Annotated in this window: 18 protein-coding genes and 1 pseudogene; 9 read left to right on the forward strand and 10 right to left on the reverse strand. The window is 67.7% G+C overall.

The features are described 5' to 3' along the window. The first annotated feature begins 52 nt into the window (after positions 1-52). Together AC5P6A_RS10135 and AC5P6A_RS10140 are read left to right on the forward strand one after the other, a co-directional pair. Complete coding sequence (locus AC5P6A_RS10135) at positions 53-1,018, forward strand: hypothetical protein (RefSeq protein ID WP_021203258.1); 966 nt, start codon at positions 53-55, stop codon at positions 1,016-1,018. Further along, positions 1,015-1,389 carry a hypothetical protein gene (locus AC5P6A_RS10140; RefSeq protein ID WP_010481078.1) on the forward strand — a complete coding sequence of 125 codons (375 nt, stop codon included), beginning with the start codon at positions 1,015-1,017 and terminating at the stop codon, positions 1,387-1,389. Before AC5P6A_RS10135 ends, AC5P6A_RS10140 begins: the two co-directional genes overlap by 4 nt. Positions 1,390-1,486: 97 nt before the next feature. On the opposite strand, the gene accC is transcribed toward AC5P6A_RS10140, so the two are convergent. The 4 genes from accC to AC5P6A_RS10160 all read right to left on the reverse strand — a co-directional run bounded on the left by accC (position 1,487) and on the right by AC5P6A_RS10160 (position 4,894). Then, positions 1,487-2,854: an acetyl-CoA carboxylase biotin carboxylase subunit gene (accC, locus tag AC5P6A_RS10145; protein WP_019660825.1), complete on the reverse strand. Its 1,368-nt coding sequence runs from the start codon at positions 2,852-2,854 to the stop codon at positions 1,487-1,489. A 10-nt stretch (positions 2,855-2,864) separates the two neighbouring features. Beyond that, a complete protein-coding gene (gene accB, locus AC5P6A_RS10150; RefSeq protein WP_346715059.1) occupies positions 2,865-3,344 on the reverse strand; it encodes an acetyl-CoA carboxylase biotin carboxyl carrier protein in 480 nt (159 codons plus the stop codon). A 58-nt stretch (positions 3,345-3,402) separates the two neighbouring features. Further along, positions 3,403-3,846 (reverse strand): type II 3-dehydroquinate dehydratase, encoded by a 444-nt coding sequence (gene aroQ / locus AC5P6A_RS10155; protein ID WP_019660823.1) that lies wholly within the window; start codon positions 3,844-3,846, stop codon positions 3,403-3,405. Between the two features lie 319 nt (positions 3,847-4,165). Then, positions 4,166-4,894, reverse strand: a complete 729-nt coding sequence (locus AC5P6A_RS10160) for a DOPA 4,5-dioxygenase family protein (protein WP_180877948.1) — start codon at positions 4,892-4,894, stop codon at positions 4,166-4,168. A 164-nt stretch (positions 4,895-5,058) separates the two neighbouring features. On the opposite strand from AC5P6A_RS10160, the gene AC5P6A_RS10165 reads away from it, so the two are divergent. Continuing rightward, entirely contained in the window at positions 5,059-5,886 is an 828-nt protein-coding gene (locus tag AC5P6A_RS10165; RefSeq protein ID WP_180877949.1) for an isocitrate lyase/phosphoenolpyruvate mutase family protein, read from the forward strand. A gap of 57 nt (positions 5,887-5,943) precedes the next feature. Here the strand turns inward: AC5P6A_RS10165 and AC5P6A_RS10170 are convergent, their stop codons facing one another. Then, positions 5,944-6,477 carry a hypothetical protein gene (locus AC5P6A_RS10170; protein ID WP_049407907.1) on the reverse strand — a complete coding sequence of 178 codons (534 nt, stop codon included), beginning with the start codon at positions 6,475-6,477 and terminating at the stop codon, positions 5,944-5,946. Between the two features lie 124 nt (positions 6,478-6,601). On the opposite strand from AC5P6A_RS10170, the gene AC5P6A_RS10175 reads away from it, so the two are divergent. Beyond that, positions 6,602-7,198: an NAD(P)H-dependent oxidoreductase gene (locus AC5P6A_RS10175; RefSeq protein ID WP_180877950.1), complete on the forward strand. Its 597-nt coding sequence runs from the start codon at positions 6,602-6,604 to the stop codon at positions 7,196-7,198. A 16-nt stretch (positions 7,199-7,214) separates the two neighbouring features. Continuing rightward, complete coding sequence (locus tag AC5P6A_RS10180; protein WP_021203264.1) at positions 7,215-7,808, forward strand: TetR/AcrR family transcriptional regulator; 594 nt, start codon at positions 7,215-7,217, stop codon at positions 7,806-7,808. A gap of 13 nt (positions 7,809-7,821) precedes the next feature. Here AC5P6A_RS10180 and AC5P6A_RS10185 read toward each other — a convergent pair whose 3' ends face one another. After that, the gene (locus AC5P6A_RS10185; protein WP_134735091.1) at positions 7,822-8,604 is read right to left on the reverse strand and encodes a D-alanyl-D-alanine carboxypeptidase family protein; all 783 of its coding nucleotides are present in this window, start codon (positions 8,602-8,604) and stop codon (positions 7,822-7,824) included. A 132-nt stretch (positions 8,605-8,736) separates the two neighbouring features. Here AC5P6A_RS10185 and AC5P6A_RS10190 point away from each other — a divergent pair, with 132 nt between their 5' ends. Next, positions 8,737-9,303: a GIY-YIG nuclease family protein gene (locus AC5P6A_RS10190; RefSeq protein ID WP_155030205.1), complete on the forward strand. Its 567-nt coding sequence runs from the start codon at positions 8,737-8,739 to the stop codon at positions 9,301-9,303. A 7-nt stretch (positions 9,304-9,310) separates the two neighbouring features. On the opposite strand, the gene AC5P6A_RS10195 is transcribed toward AC5P6A_RS10190, so the two are convergent. Next, complete coding sequence (locus tag AC5P6A_RS10195) at positions 9,311-9,454, reverse strand: hypothetical protein (RefSeq protein ID WP_019660816.1); 144 nt, start codon at positions 9,452-9,454, stop codon at positions 9,311-9,313. Positions 9,455-9,552: 98 nt separating this feature from the next. On the opposite strand from AC5P6A_RS10195, the gene AC5P6A_RS10200 reads away from it, so the two are divergent. Continuing rightward, a complete protein-coding gene (locus tag AC5P6A_RS10200; protein WP_495222308.1) occupies positions 9,553-10,452 on the forward strand; it encodes a LysR substrate-binding domain-containing protein in 900 nt (299 codons plus the stop codon). Between the two features lie 98 nt (positions 10,453-10,550). Here AC5P6A_RS10200 and AC5P6A_RS10205 read toward each other — a convergent pair whose 3' ends face one another. Then, a complete protein-coding gene (locus AC5P6A_RS10205; protein WP_180877951.1) occupies positions 10,551-11,267 on the reverse strand; it encodes a transporter substrate-binding domain-containing protein in 717 nt (238 codons plus the stop codon). 81 nt (positions 11,268-11,348) lie between these two features. Here AC5P6A_RS10205 and AC5P6A_RS10210 point away from each other — a divergent pair, with 81 nt between their 5' ends. After that, positions 11,349-11,720, forward strand: coding sequence for a VOC family protein (locus AC5P6A_RS10210; protein ID WP_346715060.1), 372 nt, complete (start codon positions 11,349-11,351; stop codon positions 11,718-11,720). A gap of 65 nt (positions 11,721-11,785) precedes the next feature. On the opposite strand, the gene AC5P6A_RS10215 is transcribed toward AC5P6A_RS10210, so the two are convergent. After that, a complete protein-coding gene (locus AC5P6A_RS10215) occupies positions 11,786-12,625 on the reverse strand; it encodes an arylamine N-acetyltransferase family protein (RefSeq protein WP_346715061.1) in 840 nt (279 codons plus the stop codon). Positions 12,626-12,828: 203 nt separating this feature from the next. On the opposite strand from AC5P6A_RS10215, the gene AC5P6A_RS10220 reads away from it, so the two are divergent. Continuing rightward, positions 12,829-15,369 (forward strand): methyl-accepting chemotaxis protein, encoded by a 2,541-nt coding sequence (locus AC5P6A_RS10220; RefSeq protein WP_346715062.1) that lies wholly within the window; start codon positions 12,829-12,831, stop codon positions 15,367-15,369. Positions 15,370-15,468: 99 nt separating this feature from the next. Here AC5P6A_RS10220 and AC5P6A_RS10225 read toward each other — a convergent pair. After that, positions 15,469-15,581, reverse strand: a pseudogene (locus AC5P6A_RS10225) (IS110 family transposase); the annotation flags it as partial.

Below are 15,581 nucleotides of genomic sequence, written 5' to 3' on the forward strand. Positions count from 1 at the left end.
GGCCTTGCTAAACTTCGTGCTTTCCTGTGTGCCGTATCGCCCGCCGCCGCCGATGGCCTTCGCTCCTACCCTGAAAACCTGGTTGCTCGTGCTGCCGGCCGTGGCCGTGCTGGGCGTGGCCGGTTATCGGGCCAGCGGCCATGCTCCGGCTTCTTCGGTAGCCTCGGCGGATCTGGCCGTTGGGGGGGCGGCCACTGACAGTGCGGCACCGCTGCCGGTGATGCCGGAGGCGCTCGCGCGCCGGCTGGCACCCTTCGAGCGTGGCGGTGCATTGCCGTCCGGGCTGCCCCTGGATATCCGCGCTGATCTCGAAGAGGCCACCGACCTCTACGCCTATGCGCAGCGTTTGCGTGCGCAGGCGGACGAAGGCAATCACGAGGCGCGCTGGATGCTCAGCCGTGTCTACGACTATTGCGCGCAGTATGCGGTCGATCCGGGTGGCTACCGCCTGGACAACAACGTGCTGGCCGGATTGGGCCTGACTGCCGCACCGGCGATGGTGCAGGCGCGCGAACGCGTCGCGCAGCGTTGCGGCGGGTTCGTGCCGGGCGACAAGCTGGGCACGGCCCTGGTGCTGTCCGAACGGCGCAAGGCGGCTGCACAGGGCAACCTGGCTGCCGAGGCTGCGCTGTTCGCCGAGGGCGAACCGCTGCAGGACAGCCCCGAGTACCGCCGTGACCTGGTTGAACGGGTGCGCACCTCGCGCGACCCGGAGGCCTTCATGGCCATCGCTCCGGGGATGGGCGTGCGTGCCTCGGGTGACCGCGCGCTCAGCGGGCTGGTGGCGGGCGAGCAGCTGAGTGAACTCGCATGGCGGCTCGCGGCCTGCGAACTCGGTCTACCGTGTGGGGCAGACAGTGTGCTGGTCAACAGTTTTTGTGCGAACGGAGGGATCTGTTCGCAGGATGGTACGCAGGATTTCCGGGATTTCGTGTATGACGCTGCGGTATCGCGGCAGGGCGCTGGGAAGATGAAGGAATGGATCAAGCGATTGGTTGGAAAGAGGAACGAGCAATGAACTACCGCCGATTCCTGCACGGGGCCAAGTTCTGGTTCTGGGTGGCCCTGTTCGTGGCCTACTCGGCCGGCGCCGTTGGCCTGTTGATGATCGATACCTATGAAGATCGCTACCGGCATCTGTCGAAGGTGGAACTGACTACGGTGAAGGCGCAGGAAGACGTGCGCCGTGCCGGTGCCAGCCAGGTGGCCGCGGTCTATCGGGCGCAGAGCGGCATGCCATTTGCGTCGCTGCCGGCGGGCAGCACCTTCCAGGTGGTGTGGCCGGACGGTTCGACCGAGACCATGGTGATCGTCGACCCGACCTCGCCCAACGGCGTGCGTCCGCTGGCGAACTCGCAGATCCCGGCCGAAGCTGCCGACAAGCGCTGATGCGCCTGCTGTAGCACCGGGCATGGGCTCGGCGCTGCAGCAAACGGAAAAGGGCGGGGATATCCCCGCCCTTTTCATGTCCAGCACGCGGCGCCGATCAGGTCAGCGCGATCGGCTTGTTCTTGCGTTCGGCCAGGCGCTTTTCCAGGTAGTGGATGTTCTGGCCACCGGCCTGGAAGCCCTTGTCGCGCATGATCCGCTGCTGCAGCGCGACGTTGGTCTTGATGCCATCGACCACCATTTCGCTCAGTGCCACGCGCATGCGGGCAATGGCGGTTTCGCGGTCCGGGCCGTGCACGATCAGCTTGCCGATCATCGAGTCGTAGTTCGACGGCACGCGGTAGCCACTGTAGATGTGGGTGTCCACGCGCACGCCGGGACCGCCCGGCGGATGGAAGCCGGTGATGGTGCCCGGGCTCGGCACGAAGGTTTCTGCATCCTCGGCGTTGATACGGCATTCGATGGCATGGCCGGTCAGCACCACGTCACTCTGCTTGATCGACAGCTTCTGGCCGGCGGCGATCTTCAGCTGCTCGGCCACCAGGTCGATGCCGGTGACCATTTCGGTGACCGGATGCTCCACCTGGATGCGGGTGTTCATTTCGATGAAGTAGAAGCGGCCGTCCTCGTACAGGAACTCGAAGGTGCCGGCGCCGCGATAACCAATGCGGATGCAGGCTTCCACGCACACCTTGCCGATCTGCTCGCGCTGCTCGGCGGTGATGCCCGGTGCCGGCGCTTCTTCCACCACCTTCTGGTGACGGCGCTGCATCGAGCAGTCACGCTCGCCCAGGTGGATGGCGTTTCCCTGGCCGTCGGCCAGCACCTGGATTTCCACGTGGCGCGGATTCTCCAGGAACTTCTCCATGTAGACCTCGCCATTGCCGAACGCGGCCTTGGCCTCGCTCTTGGTGGTTTCGATCGAGGTCTTCAGCGAGGCTTCGGCGTGCACCACGCGCATGCCGCGACCACCGCCACCGCCGGCCGCCTTGATGATGACCGGGTAACCGATCTCGCGGGCGATCTTGGTGTTGGCGACGATGTCCTCACCCAGCGGGCCGCCCGAACCGGGCACGCACGGCACGCCGGCGGCCTTCATCGCGCGGATGGCCTCGACCTTGTCACCCATCATGCGGATGGTGTCGGCCTTGGGGCCGATGAAGATGAAGCCGGACTCCTCCACGCGTTCGGCGAAGTCGGCGTTCTCCGAAAGGAAGCCGTAGCCCGGGTGAATGGCCTGGGCGTCGGTGACTTCAGCGGCGGCGATCAGGGCCGGGATGTTGAGGTAGCTCTGCGGCGACGGCGCCGGACCGATGCAGACCGACTCGTCGGCCATGGCCACGTGCTTGAGGTTGCGGTCGACCGTGGAGTGCACGGCCACCGTGCGAATGCCGAGGGTGTGGCACGCGCGCAGGATGCGCAGCGCGATCTCCCCTCGGTTGGCGATGACGACTTTGTCGAGCATGGCGTGCCCCTCAGCCGATCACGAACAGCGGCTGGTCGAATTCGACCGGCTGGCCGTTCTGGCCGAGGATGGCGACGATGGTGCCGGACGTGTCGGCTTCGATCGGGTTGAACATCTTCATCGCTTCGATGATGGCCAGGGTCTCGCCTTCCTTGACCTGCTGGCCAACGGTGACGAAGGCCGGCTTGTCCGGGGCGGACGAGGCGTAGAAGGTGCCGACCATCGGCGAGCGCAGCACGTGGCCTTCCGGCAGTGCCGGGCCCGGCTTGGCGGTGCCGCCGGTGGAGGCTTCGGTCGGCGACTGCATCGGCATCGCCTGCGCCGCCGGAGCGGCCGGAGCGGCATACACCGGGGCGGCGACCGGGGCGGCGTAGCCGGCCACCGGCGCGCGCGACAGGCGCACCGACTCTTCGCCTTCCTTGATTTCGATCTCAGCCAGGTTCGACTCTTCCAGCAGGTCGATCAGCTTCTTGATTTTGCGCAGATCCATGAGGGCCTCTTTGGTTTCTTCTAGGTGAGGAGAGCGCCGTGGGCGCCCGGGTCGACAATCAGGTGGCGGATACCCGCAGCAGCGCCGCGTCCATCGCGTAGCGGTAGCTGTCGGCACCGAAGCCGCACACCACGCCCATCGCCTTGTCGCTGAAGTAGCTGTGCTGGCGGAACGGTTCGCGGGTATGCGGGTTGGACAGGTGGATTTCGATGAACGGCACCGCCACCGCCGCCAGCGCATCGCGCAAGGCCACTGAGGTGTGGGTGAACGCGGCGGGGTTGATCAGGATGAAGGCAGTGCCGTCGTTGCGTGCGGCCTGCACGCGGTCCACCAGTACATGCTCGGCGTTGGACTGCAGGCTCTCTACGGCATGCCCGGCGGCCGAGGCCTGGGCAACCAGGGCCTGGTCGATGTCGGCCAGCGTGGTGTGGCCGTAGACCTCCGGCTCGCGGGTGCCGAGCAGGTTGAGGTTGGGGCCGTGCAGGACCAGCAGCTTCGCCATGGGATCCGGAAGACGGGAAAGGGCGGCAGTCTGGCGGAACCGGCGGATGCTGTCCAGTTCGGCGAAGTTTGCAGCGTTTCAATCGACCGTTTGAAATCTGCGGAAGCGCTTGCGGCCCTATGCGGGGCGGCGGATCAAGGCGCGCTGAATGCCTTGCGGGCGGGGGATGGATGCACGTAGGCCGACGATGGCGGCAAGGGCCACGCCGGGGGATCCGCGCCAAGCGCGGGCGACGGGGCCGGCGGTCAGTAGATCCACGCCATGCGTGGATGAAGGAAGTTCCATATGCAGCAAGCCACGCACCCACCGGAAGGGCGGGTCAGGTCTCCAGCGGCACCGTCGGCACCACGTTCGGGAACACCTCTTCCAGCGGTTCCGGCTGCCCGGGCTTCGGCGCCGGCCAGTTGTAGGCATTGACCGGCTGCGCGCGGTTCACCCACAACGCGTAATACAGATGATCGGCGCGGCCGTCGCCGGTGTTGGGATGGATCAGGATGGTCAGGCCCAGGCTGTTGAGCTGCAGCCAGGGCACCAGCACGGGGAGTAGGTCGTTGGTAAAGCCGAAATAGAACGAGGGCGTGACATGCGGCCCGCGCGGCTCAAGGTTCCAGTTGCCCAGCTCCACCGGGAACCGCTCGGTGGCCCAGCGCCGTAGCAGCGCAGCCTTTTCGAAGCTGTCCTCATCGAAGTAGATGTGAGCGTGATAGCTCTTGATGTCGGTGTAGGCGCGTGGGGTCACGGGCAGGGTGGCCTCGCCGGGACGCACGCTGGCCGGGCGCGGGGTCGGTTCGCTGGCCGTGGCCTGGCCCCAGGGGCTGCGCCCTTCCGGTGCTGGCGGCACGATGGCCCGGAAGCCGGGGCGGCCAGGCTCGGTGGTGTTCACCGCGTCGTTGCCGCGCGGTGCTGCGGCGGCGGTCGAGGCACTGGCCAGGCCGCCAGCGGCCAGACCCGCCGAAGCGATCAGGCGTCGGCGTGCGGACGAGAGCAGGTCGGCCCAGTGGGTGTCATCGTCGCCGGCATCGATCAGGGTCTGCGGGTCCGGGTGCATCTGGGGCTCCGTGGGGCACTGTGTGGCAGGCAAGCACGCTCGGGCAGCGTGCACGGTGGTGTCCAATAAGCAGCCGGCATCACCTCATGCACGTTGGCCCACGCCGTGATTGAGTGCCGCCGCGGGGCGGGCTAGGGTGCAGGTCCGCCGCCCGGGAACCCGCCATGACCTCGCTTGATGCCGACACCCAGCGCAAGCGCGCGCGTTTCCGCCAGCTGCATGCGCGCGGTTGTTTCGTGCTGCCCAATCCGTGGGACGTGGGCAGCGCCCGCTACCTGCAGCGGCAGGGCTTCCAGGCACTGGCCACGACCAGTGCCGGCTGCGCCTGGAGTGAAGGGCGACCGGATGGGGCGGTTTCGCTGCAGGCCACACTGGAACATCTGCGGCTGATGGCGGCCGCGACACCGCTGCCGTTGAACGCCGATTTCGGTGATGGCTTCGGCGCCACGCCACAGGCAGTGGGCGAGGCGGTGGCGGCGGCCATCGACACCGGTATCGCGGCGCTGTCGATCGAGGACGCCACCGGCGTGGCCGATGCGCCGCTGCGGCCGATCGGGCAGGCGGTCGAGCGACTGTGTGCAGCACGTGCGGCCATCGACCGCGCGGGGGGCGATGTGCTGCTGGTCGCGCGGGCCGAGAATTTCTTCGTTGGCGTGCCGGATCTGGAGGACACCCTGCAGCGCCTGCGCGCCTATGCCGAGGCCGGCGCCGATGTGCTGTATGCACCGGGCATCAGCACGCGCGAACAGATCAGCGCGGTGGTTGCCGCTGCGGGGGCGAAGCCGGTGAACCTGCTGGTGGGTGGACCGACACCGCTGAGCCTGCAGGACATCGCCGCACTCGGCGTGCGACGGGTCAGCCTGGGTGGTGCGCTGGCGCGAGCTGCGTGGGGTGGGTTGATGCAGGCGACCCAGCCGATCGTGCAGGACGGACGCTTCGATGGCCTGCAGCAGGCGGCTTCGGGCGCGGCGTTGAACGCGCTGTTCCGCTGACACACACCCAGGCCTGCAATGGATCCAGCCCGGGCGTGGATGGACGCGCGCCTGCGACTACAGCGCTTCCATCCCACCCCTGGGCAGCGTCACACCCGGCTCCAGTGCCGGCAGCAGTTGCCGCAGCAGTGCCGGGTTGTCCAGCATCGCCGCGCCGTCCAGATAGCGCCATTGCGTTGTACCGACGCGTCGCACAGCAACCATGAATGACGTGCTGCGCATCGGCGCTTCGCGCACGCGCAGCAGTGACTGGCGCGGTACGAAGCAGACTTCCTCGTCACCGGCCGCATAGGTGCGGCCCGGCACGCCTGCCTCGTCGCTGATGATGGTGACGCCGGCCTTGCGCAGCGCCTTCACCGTGTCGCGGGTCGCCCGCGCATAGGCCTCGTCGCCACCGGCCAGCTGCTTCAGGCTGGGATGGGTACGCGCGATGATCAGCTCGGTATCGCCACGGGCGAAGGCGCCCATCATCGCCTGCACCTCCTTGCGCAATGCGGCCGAGTCTTCCGGACTGAGTTCACCGGCCAGCGCGGGCGTAACGTCCATTGCCATCGGCAGGGCCAGCAGAAGGGCAAGCAGATACCGGTGCATCGTCGGGCAGCTCAGCGGGAACGCCGCACTATACGTTGGACACGAAAACAGCGTCCCATCGGTGGCGCTGGTTTCCCCGGAATCGATACTTACCATTGGTAGGTATTGATGTCTGGAGATCCCCATGCATAGCCTCATTGTCATCGCCCACCCTGAGCCCGGTTCACTGACCCACGCGATGGCGCGTCGCATCGGTGATGCCATTGCCGCGGCCGACACCGGCAACACCGTGACCTATGCCGACCTGATGGCCGAAGGCTTCGATCCGCGCTTCAACCCGCAGGACCAGGCGTTGTTCCGCAGCACCGGCGCGGTACCCGCCGATGTCGCTGCCGAGCACGCGAGGCTGGATGCCACCGATACGCTGGTGCTGGTGTTCCCGTTGTACTGGTGGTCGTTCCCGGCGCTGCTGAAAGGCTGGATCGACCGTGTGTTCACCAACGGCTGGGCCTACGCGCAGGACGCGCAGGGCAGGCTGGTGAAGAAGCTGCAGCGCCTGAATGTGCATCTGGTGGCGCTGGGCGGCGCCGACGCAGCCATGGTCGAACGTCGTGGCTACGACGCGGCAATGAGGACGCAGATCGACATGGGCATCTTCGACTATTGCGGCGCACGCGTGCTGTCGTCCGACCTGCTGTTGGACGCCGATACCGGTGCCGCTGAAGCGCATCTGCAGACCGCGCTGGCGATCGGCCGTAAAATCGGTGTTCCGATGCGCTGATCGCCGTGCTCCGCCGATGCCCGCCAACGCCACCCCCACGCGCCGCCGAATGACCCGGGAGCAACGCACCCGCCAGTTGCTGGATGTGGCCTGGGCACTGGTTCGCGGAGAAGGTACCGGAGCGTTGACGCTGGGGCGGCTGGCCGAGGCGGCGGGCGTGACCAAGCCTGTGGCCTACGATCACTTCGTGACCCGCAATGGCTTGCTGGCGGCGCTCTACGATGACTATGACGGACGCCAGACCGTGGTCTTCCACGAGCGCATCGGCCGCGCCCGGGCGCAACTGGTCGATCGGGCGGCGGCCATCGCCTCCGGCTACATCGACTGCGTCCTCAGCCAGGGCAGCGAAGTGCAAGGCATCCTCGCCGCGCTGGTGGGGGCGCCGGAACTGTATGAGGTGCGACGGCGCTACCAGCAGGATTTCATCGACAACTGCCAGGTCTGGCTGGGCCCGTTCGCAACCGGCGGCACGGTGTCGCTGGCGGGGCGCTGGGCCATCCTCGGTGCGGCTGAAGCCCTTTCAGAGGGTGTTGTTGCCGGCGCGTTGGACAAGGCCGGTGCCGTGGCCGAGCTGCAGCGGCTGATCGTGGCGACGGTCAAGCGGCGCTGAGCCGCACGAGCGGTCAGCCGCCGGCCAGAGCGGCGAATCCCGCGGCCAGCCGGTCGCGCACCAGCGCGTCGCGCGCGTCGCGGCTTGCAGAGCCCAGCACCACGGTGATCAGCCGTACCGGCTGGTCCCGCCCGGGTACTGGCCGGCACGCGGTGGCGGCCAGGCAGAAGCCTGCGGCCTGGGTGTAGCCGGTCTTCAAGCCGTCCACGCCGTCTTCGCCGAGCAGGGCGTTCTGGTTGTTGCGGTTGAAGCTGCCATGGGCGAACGCGCGCTGCGCGGTGATCGCCAGGATCTGCGGATGATCGTTCAACAGGCGGGCGGCCAGCACCGCCATGTCGCGCGCGCTGGAGGCATGGTGCGGTGTGGTGATGCCCGACACGCTGGCAAAACAGGTGCTGCCCAGCCCGAGCTGGCGTGCGTGCCGGTTCATGCGTTCCAGGAATGCCGCCTGCGATCCGTCCAGGTGGCGCGCGATCGCCAATGCAGCGTCATTGCCGGAAACCACCATCAACCCTTCCAGCAGGCGCGCCAGGGAGATTGTCTCGCCGGGCACCAGGCCCATGCGCGTTTCATCGTCGGCGACCGCATGCACGTCGTCGGCGGCGATGGGGACTTCGTCGTCCCACGAACGCCCGCGCTCTTCCACACATTCGTAAGCCGCATAGGCGGTCATCAGCTTGGTCAGCGAAGCCGGTTGCCTGGCGATGTCCGCGTTGTACTGGTGAATCACCGCAAAGGTGGCCGCTTCCAGAGTGATGGACGAGGCCGGTAGGGGGGCAGGTGCAGCAGAGGGCATGGCGGCGGTGATGACAGCGACAGCCAGCAAGGATAGTCCGCAGCGGCTGCATGAAGCCGCACTGCCCAAGCGCCGCAGTGCACACGGTAACGCCCGGTTGCGCCCGGGCTGTTGACGAGGCAGCCTGCGCACATGCAATCGGATATCCGCATCGACGGTCGTGTCTTTGCCTATGTCTTCCCCTGTGCGTGGGAAGACTACGCGAAGATCGGCTTTTCACGTGATCCGCTCGGACGCATCAGCGCATTGCACCGGCGCTGGTTCGAGCTCTTCGACCTCGACGCCGGCGCACTGGTGGAAGCGGAAAGCGAGCGCGATGCGCGGGATCTGGAGCTGCAGCTGCGTTCGCCGTTCAAGGCGCACCGCGCACCGGCGCCGATGACGGTCCAGGACAAGGCCGGAGGCCACACCGAGTGGGTACGTGGTGCCAACCAGGCGTTGTTGCTCGCGGTTGATGCGTTGGGCGAACAGGGCTATCGCTGTTTCCCGCTGAAGGCATGGCTGCGGGCTGCGCTGCGCGTGCGCATGGACCGGCTGCACGACTGGGCGGCGGTGCAGCTTCCGGAAGAGGAAGGCCTGCGGATGCCGGGCGGCCCCGGCGAGGGTGTGCTGCGGGACACCCTCGACGGTTGTCGGGCATTGGATATCGATCCAATGCCGTGGCTGCCTGAACACGTCCAACGCTGGTATGCAGGTTGAAGAGCGTTCAACGGGTTCGCGGCCGCTGAACCGGCGTGGCCGGTTGCGGCGCGCGCGGCGGAGCCGGTGTGGACGGGCCGGCCAGCTGGCGTGCCAGCTCGGCGCTGGCCACGTGGCCGTGCAGGAACAACAAACCGCCGAAGATGTTCATGAGCGCGCCTCCACTTGAGTGGATTGCACGATACGGGCAGCATGAAGCGGCAAGAAGCGACATTTCCGCAAGCGTGACGTGAGAGGATTTCAAGCCTGATGTCCCGTGCTCCGCTCCATGCCCTGCAGGGCTTCGTGGCTGCCGCCCGGCTGGGCAACCTGTCGCGTGCGGCAGCGTCGATGAACCTGACCGTCAGCGCGCTCAGCCATCAGATGCGGCAACTGGAAGAGCGGCTCGGGCAGCCGCTGCTGATCCGCCAGCCGCGGGGTGTCTCGCTCACCCTGGAGGGACAGCGCCTGCTCGACCAGGTGGGGCCGCACCTGGATGCGATCAACGAAGCCTTCCAGCCCTATGCGGCGCGTGCCGAGCACGTACTGACGATCGGCGCGGTGCCGTCGATGGCGTCGGCGTGGCTGGTACCGCGCCTGGGTCATTTCGTGGCTGAGCACCCACAGATCGAGATCAACCTGCAGTCGAGCGAGCGCCTGGTCGATTTCGAGCGGCAGCGCCAGTTCGACGCCGCGCTGCGTCTGGGCAGCGGGCAATGGCCGGGCCTGGTGGTGGAACCGTTGTTCGATGAATGGCTGCTGCCGATGGCCAGCCCGGCGCTGATCGAACGCATGGGAGGGATCGAGCGCGTGCCGCTGAACCAGTGGCCGCTGCTGGGTGATCCGGACGGCGCCTGGGGCGCGTGGTTTGCATTGAGTGGGCAGAGTGCGCCGGCGCGGTTCGTGGCGGTGCTGGATGATTCGGAGGCGCACCATCGCGCCGCTCTGGACGGCGTGGGCGTGGCCCTCGGCCGAGTGACGCGGGCGAGGCTGCTGCTCGACTCCGGCCAGCTGGTCGCACTGTCCAGCCAGCGCCTGAAGACGGCGTGGCCGCATTGGTTGGTGTACCCGCAGCGCTCGGCCAGCCATCGCGGCTTCCTCGCCTTTCGCGACTGGTTGCACGCGCAGGCTGCTGAGCATGTGCGACACATGGCAGACGCGCATCCGTAGCGTCGCGGCATGCTCGACCATCGCATCTGCATCTGTAGAGTCGGGCCACGCTCGACTGCGCTTGCGGAGGGCGAGTCGAGCATGGCTCGACTCCAAACTCATCGCACCAGCGTGACCGCCTGCCCGCCACGCGCGAACGCTTCCTCCAGCAACGGGCCCGCCTTGATCGCTTCCACTTCCTCGAACAGCGCCCGCAGTGCATCGGCGGGGCGCGAGGCCGGCGCCGCGACCGCCTGCTGGATCACGGTGAAACGGTCGGCCAGCACCCGATGGCCGGGATGTGCCTTCGCCCAGGCCGCCAGCGGCTGGCGCACGCCAGCAGCGGCATCCAGGCGCTGCAGATCGAACAGGGTGATGGCAGCGGCCGACGTCTCGGCCCGCTCGATCATGGCGTGGCGCAGTTCACGGCTGAGAAACAGGTCGTAGGCTGCACCGCGGCCCACCGCGATACGCAGCCCCTCGCGGTCGAGGTCGGCCACCTGCTGCGCCAGGCTGTCCTCGCGCACTAGATAAGTGCCTTCGATTTCCACATAGGGCGCGCTGAAGGCGATGCCGTCGGCACGCGCCGGATCGATCGCCAGGAAGGCCAGATCCCAGGCATCTTCGGCGGCCGCGGCAACCACCGAGGCTGCGGCGTCGTGGCAGGTGAAGCGGGCCTGCACGCCCATCCGTTGCGCCAACGCGGTCGCCAGTTCCAGTGATGGACCGCGCGGTGAGCGCGCATCGCCCTGTGCCAGCACAGGGTTGCCCAGGTTGATCGCCACGCGCAGGAAGCCGTGCGGTGCCAGGGTACGTCGATGGTCGGACAGGGACATGCAGGACTCCGCGCTGAGGGCGCTCCCAGCATGCCATTGCTGCCCTGCAAGGGGGTAACAGTGTCCGGTTATGCTGCGGGCATGAACCCCATCCTGCACGTCGAAATACCGGTCAGTGATCTGGGCCGGGCCATCACGTTCTACCAGCGGTGGCTGCAGGTCGCGGTGGACGAACCTATCGTGCTGCACGACTGCCGGATGGCCTACCTGCCGTTTTCCGATGAGGCCGCCGGTGCCAGCATTGCGCTGGTGCACGGCGCGGACTACCGGCCCTCCGAGCAGGGCGCCCGCATCTACATCGGCGTCGATGACCTGGATGCGAGCCTCGACCGTGCACTGCAATCGGGAGCTGAGCTGCGCTTCGGCCCGGCCGACGCGGGTGACTGGCGTGTGGCCGAGATCCGCGACAGCGAAGGCAACCGTATCGCGGTACAGGCGCGCGCAGCTCTGTAGAGCCGAGCCCACGCTCGGCTGCTGTTGGCCCAGCCGCTCCAGCTCAGCCGAGCATGGGCTCGGCCCTATAAGGTCGCGGCGCGCGAGCGCTGCAGCCAGTCATTGATGGCCGGGTCCAGTCGCGGGTCGTCCGGCAGCTGCATGCCGAAGCGCTGCTGCAGCACGTCACGCACATCACCCACATCATGCAGCGGACGCTTGTCCGGTACCTGGCCGGGGCGGTACTCGGTGTAGTTGCCGCTGCCGATCGTGCGGCGCCAGTCCGGCCCGGTCAGCGATGCGCGCAGCTGGCCGGGGAAGCTGGAATCGGGATGGGTGCACACGTACCAGTTGCCCACCACGTTGTCGATTGGTGCCGGCGCCTGCAGGTCGAACCGATACATCGCCCGCCAGCCATCGTGGGACTCGGCCGACAGCACGAAATCACCGTTGCCAGGCAGTCGGCGCAGCAGGTAGCGCTCGTGCGGCGTGGCCTGTGGCTGCGGATCATGCAGGCGCAGCGGCACGGTCGGGGTCAGGCTGCCGAAACCGGCATCCACCAGCCAGTCATCGCCGTCCACCTGCACGCGCAGCAGCAGGTGGGTGCGTGCGGTCAGTTCGCCGTCCTGGGCGGCCAGCAGCACGCGCGCGCTCAACGGCTGTGCATCGAAGCCCAGCGCCTGCAGCAGTGCCAGCAGGCCGCCGTTGAGTTCGAAGCAGTAGCCGCCACGACGGTCGTCGAGCAGCTTGCGCTGCACGCTGTCCAGGTCGATCGGTACTGCATCGCGCAGCAGGCAGCTGAGGGTTTCGAACGGCAGCAGTGCGTTGTGGCGCTGCTGCAGCAGGGTCAGGCCCGCCAGCGTCAGCGGTGGCGGTGCATCCAGCTGCAGGCGTTGCAGGTAGCGGGGGACATCGAGCGTCGTCATGCGCGCGCCGGGCGGGGGAGGGAGATCTACTGTGCTCCCCCAACCGGGGTTGAGGTCAAGCATTGCGCGGGTGTCATCCCCCTGTCGCCTGTGCCGGGTACAAAGGCCGCGTCCGCCAGCAATCGGTGGGAGTGGACCAGGAGCGCCCTAAAGTTGTCCTGAGTCAGGCCGATACAGATGCGTCTTTCCGCCTGGAGTCTGTCATGTCGGCCGTTGTCCCCCACCTCCGGTCCCTGCGCACGCGCCTTGCTGCGTTGCACTCGGCGTCCCCCGGGCTGCTGCGCTGGCTGCAGCCACATCGGCTCAGCGTGGCCAACAAGCTCAAGGCCACACTGTGGATCTGCGGCCTGGGCCTGGTGGCGATCGCTGCTGTCTACGCCTGGACTGGCCATGCCAACGCACTGGCTGCGCGCAGCCAGGCCAGCTACCAGCGCGGCAGCGATCTGGCTGCCAGCCTGTCCACGCGGGTGGCCGAAGCGCGTCGCCTGCAGGCCCAGTATGCACGCAGTTTCGATGATGCCGACCGCGCGCAGCTGTTGGCCACGCAGAAGGCGTTGCAGACCGATCTGCAGGCGCTGCGCGCGATGCCGATGGATGCTGGCCGGCGCAAGGCTCTGCAGGCGCTGACCGAAGCCGCCGACGCGTTCTCGCAGGGTGTGGCCGCCCTGTTCGAACGTGTCGACGAGATGGGTCGTGGTGATGCCGGCCTCGCCGCGCAGCTGCAGCAGGCCGCCGATACCCTGCAGGTACAGGTGGATGCGCTGCAGCGGCCGTCGTTGGCGTTGTCACTGCAGAAGATGCGAAGGCAGGAGGCACTGCTGCTGCTCGACGGTGACTCCACTCACGCCGACCGCGCCAGCGAGGAAAAGCTGCCGTTCGACCTCGCGCTGGCGGGCCTTCCCGCAGATGCGCAGGACACCCTGCGCACCGGGATGGAGGCGTATCAGGCCGCATTGCTGGGGTATACCGCTGCCCGCGTCGGCCTGGATGTGGAAGCGCAGTCGCTGCTGGATACCGCCGCGGGCGTAGCACCGGCGCTGGCCGCCTTCCAGCAGGCGCAGGTGGCGGCGCTGGCCACGGCGCAGGCGCGCCAGCAGGCCGGCGCACGCACGATGAGCGTGCTGTTCGCACTGACCCTGCTGCTGGTGGCCAGCGTGCTGATCACCAGCCTGATGCTGGTGCTGCGTGCGGTGCGCCAGCCGATCCAGGACACCCTGCGCTTCGCCAGCGACATCGCCGACGACCGCCTCGACACCACCCTGCGCGTCTACAACGCCAACGACGAGATCGGCCAACTGGCCCAGCGCCTGGTCGACATGCAGCAGCGCCTGCGCGCACGCATCGAGACCGAGCGCGCGGTGGCACGCGGCAACACCCGCGTGCGCCAGGCATTGGACAGCGCGCAGACCGGCCTGATGGTGATCGATGCGGAAGGGCAGGTCGCCTACGCCAACCCGGCATTGCTGCAGCTGCTTGAACTGCCGAACGAAGCGCTGGTGGGCAGCGACGCGGTACGCCTGCATCCGGCGTTGGCCAGCTTGGCCGGCGTACGCCAGCGCGAGGAGCGCGAGATCGGCCATGCCGGCGTGCGCTACCAGCTGATCGCCAATGCCATCACCGACGAAGGGCATTTCCTCGGCGTGGCAGTGGAGTGGCGCAGCCGCGCGCTGGAAACGCTGCTGGAAACCGAAGTGGCAGCACTGGTCGACGCCGCCGCACATGGCGACCTGCACGGCCGCATCGCGCTGGAGGGAAAACAGGGCTTCGTGCGCACGTTGTCGACCAGCATCAACCGCCTGCTGGCGACCTTCGAGACCAACCTCGGCGATCTGCAGGCGCTTCTGGCGGCGCTGGCCCGTGGTGACCTCAGCGTGCGCATGGAAGGTGAGCTGCAGGGCGTGTTCGCACGCATGCGCGACGATGCCAACGCCACGGTCGCGCAACTGGGCCGCATCGTCACCCGCATCCAGCAGGCGACGTCCAGCCTCGACACCGGTGTGGGTGAGATCGTTGCCGGTCACCATGATCTGTCGCAACGTACCGAACAGCAGGCGGCCAACCTGGAAGAGACGGCAGCGTCGATGCACGAGTTGACCGACACCGTTGGCCGCAATGCCGATGCCGCGGGCCGCGCCGATGCCCTGGTGCAGGGGGCGGCCGCGGTGGCCCAGCGCGGTGGCGAGGCCGTCGGCCAGGTGGTCGCAACCATGCATGGCATCAGCGAGGCCTCGCGGCGGATCGGCGACATCACCCAGCTGATCGATGGCATCGCTTTCCAGACCAACATCCTCGCGCTGAATGCCGCGGTGGAAGCTGCGCGCGCAGGTGAGCAGGGCCGCAGCTTCGCCGTGGTGGCTGCGGAAGTGCGCCTGCTGGCCCAGCGCAGTGCCGAAGCGGCCAAGCAGATCAAAGGACTGATCGAGGATTCGGTGGCGCGTGTGGGCCAGGGCAACCAGCAGGCCGAGCAGGCGGGCATCACGATGGGCGAGATCGTTGGCAGCGTGCAGCAACTGGCGGATCTGCTGGCCGGTATCCGCAGCGCGTCGCAGGACCAGCATGCCGGCATCGCCCAGGTGAACCAGACCATCGTGCAGATGGAAACCAGTACCCAGCGCAACGCCAGCCTGGTGGAAGAGGCGGGTGCTTCGACCGCGCAGATGCAGGCGCAGGTGCATGCGCTGGCGGAAGCGGTGGGCGCGTTCCGTCTGCAGTCGATTCCACAGGCCCGCGCTGCGGCGGCCTAGCCTGCGGTTCCTTGTCGGCTGGCCGGGAATCAGCCGAGCGTAGGCTCGGCTCTACATCGGCTGCAGGCACACTGTAGAGCCGAGATCCTATGTTCGTGGTCAAGCCTGCTGGAAGCAGGCTTGACCCACTTTCAGCATGGCCGGGTCAAAGTCCCGGCCGCTCTTGAAGACGCCCCAAGCGATCCTGGCCAGCTTTCTGGCCAGGATGTTGA

This window comes from Stenotrophomonas sp. YJH_SMC_20 (assembly GCF_059367845.1).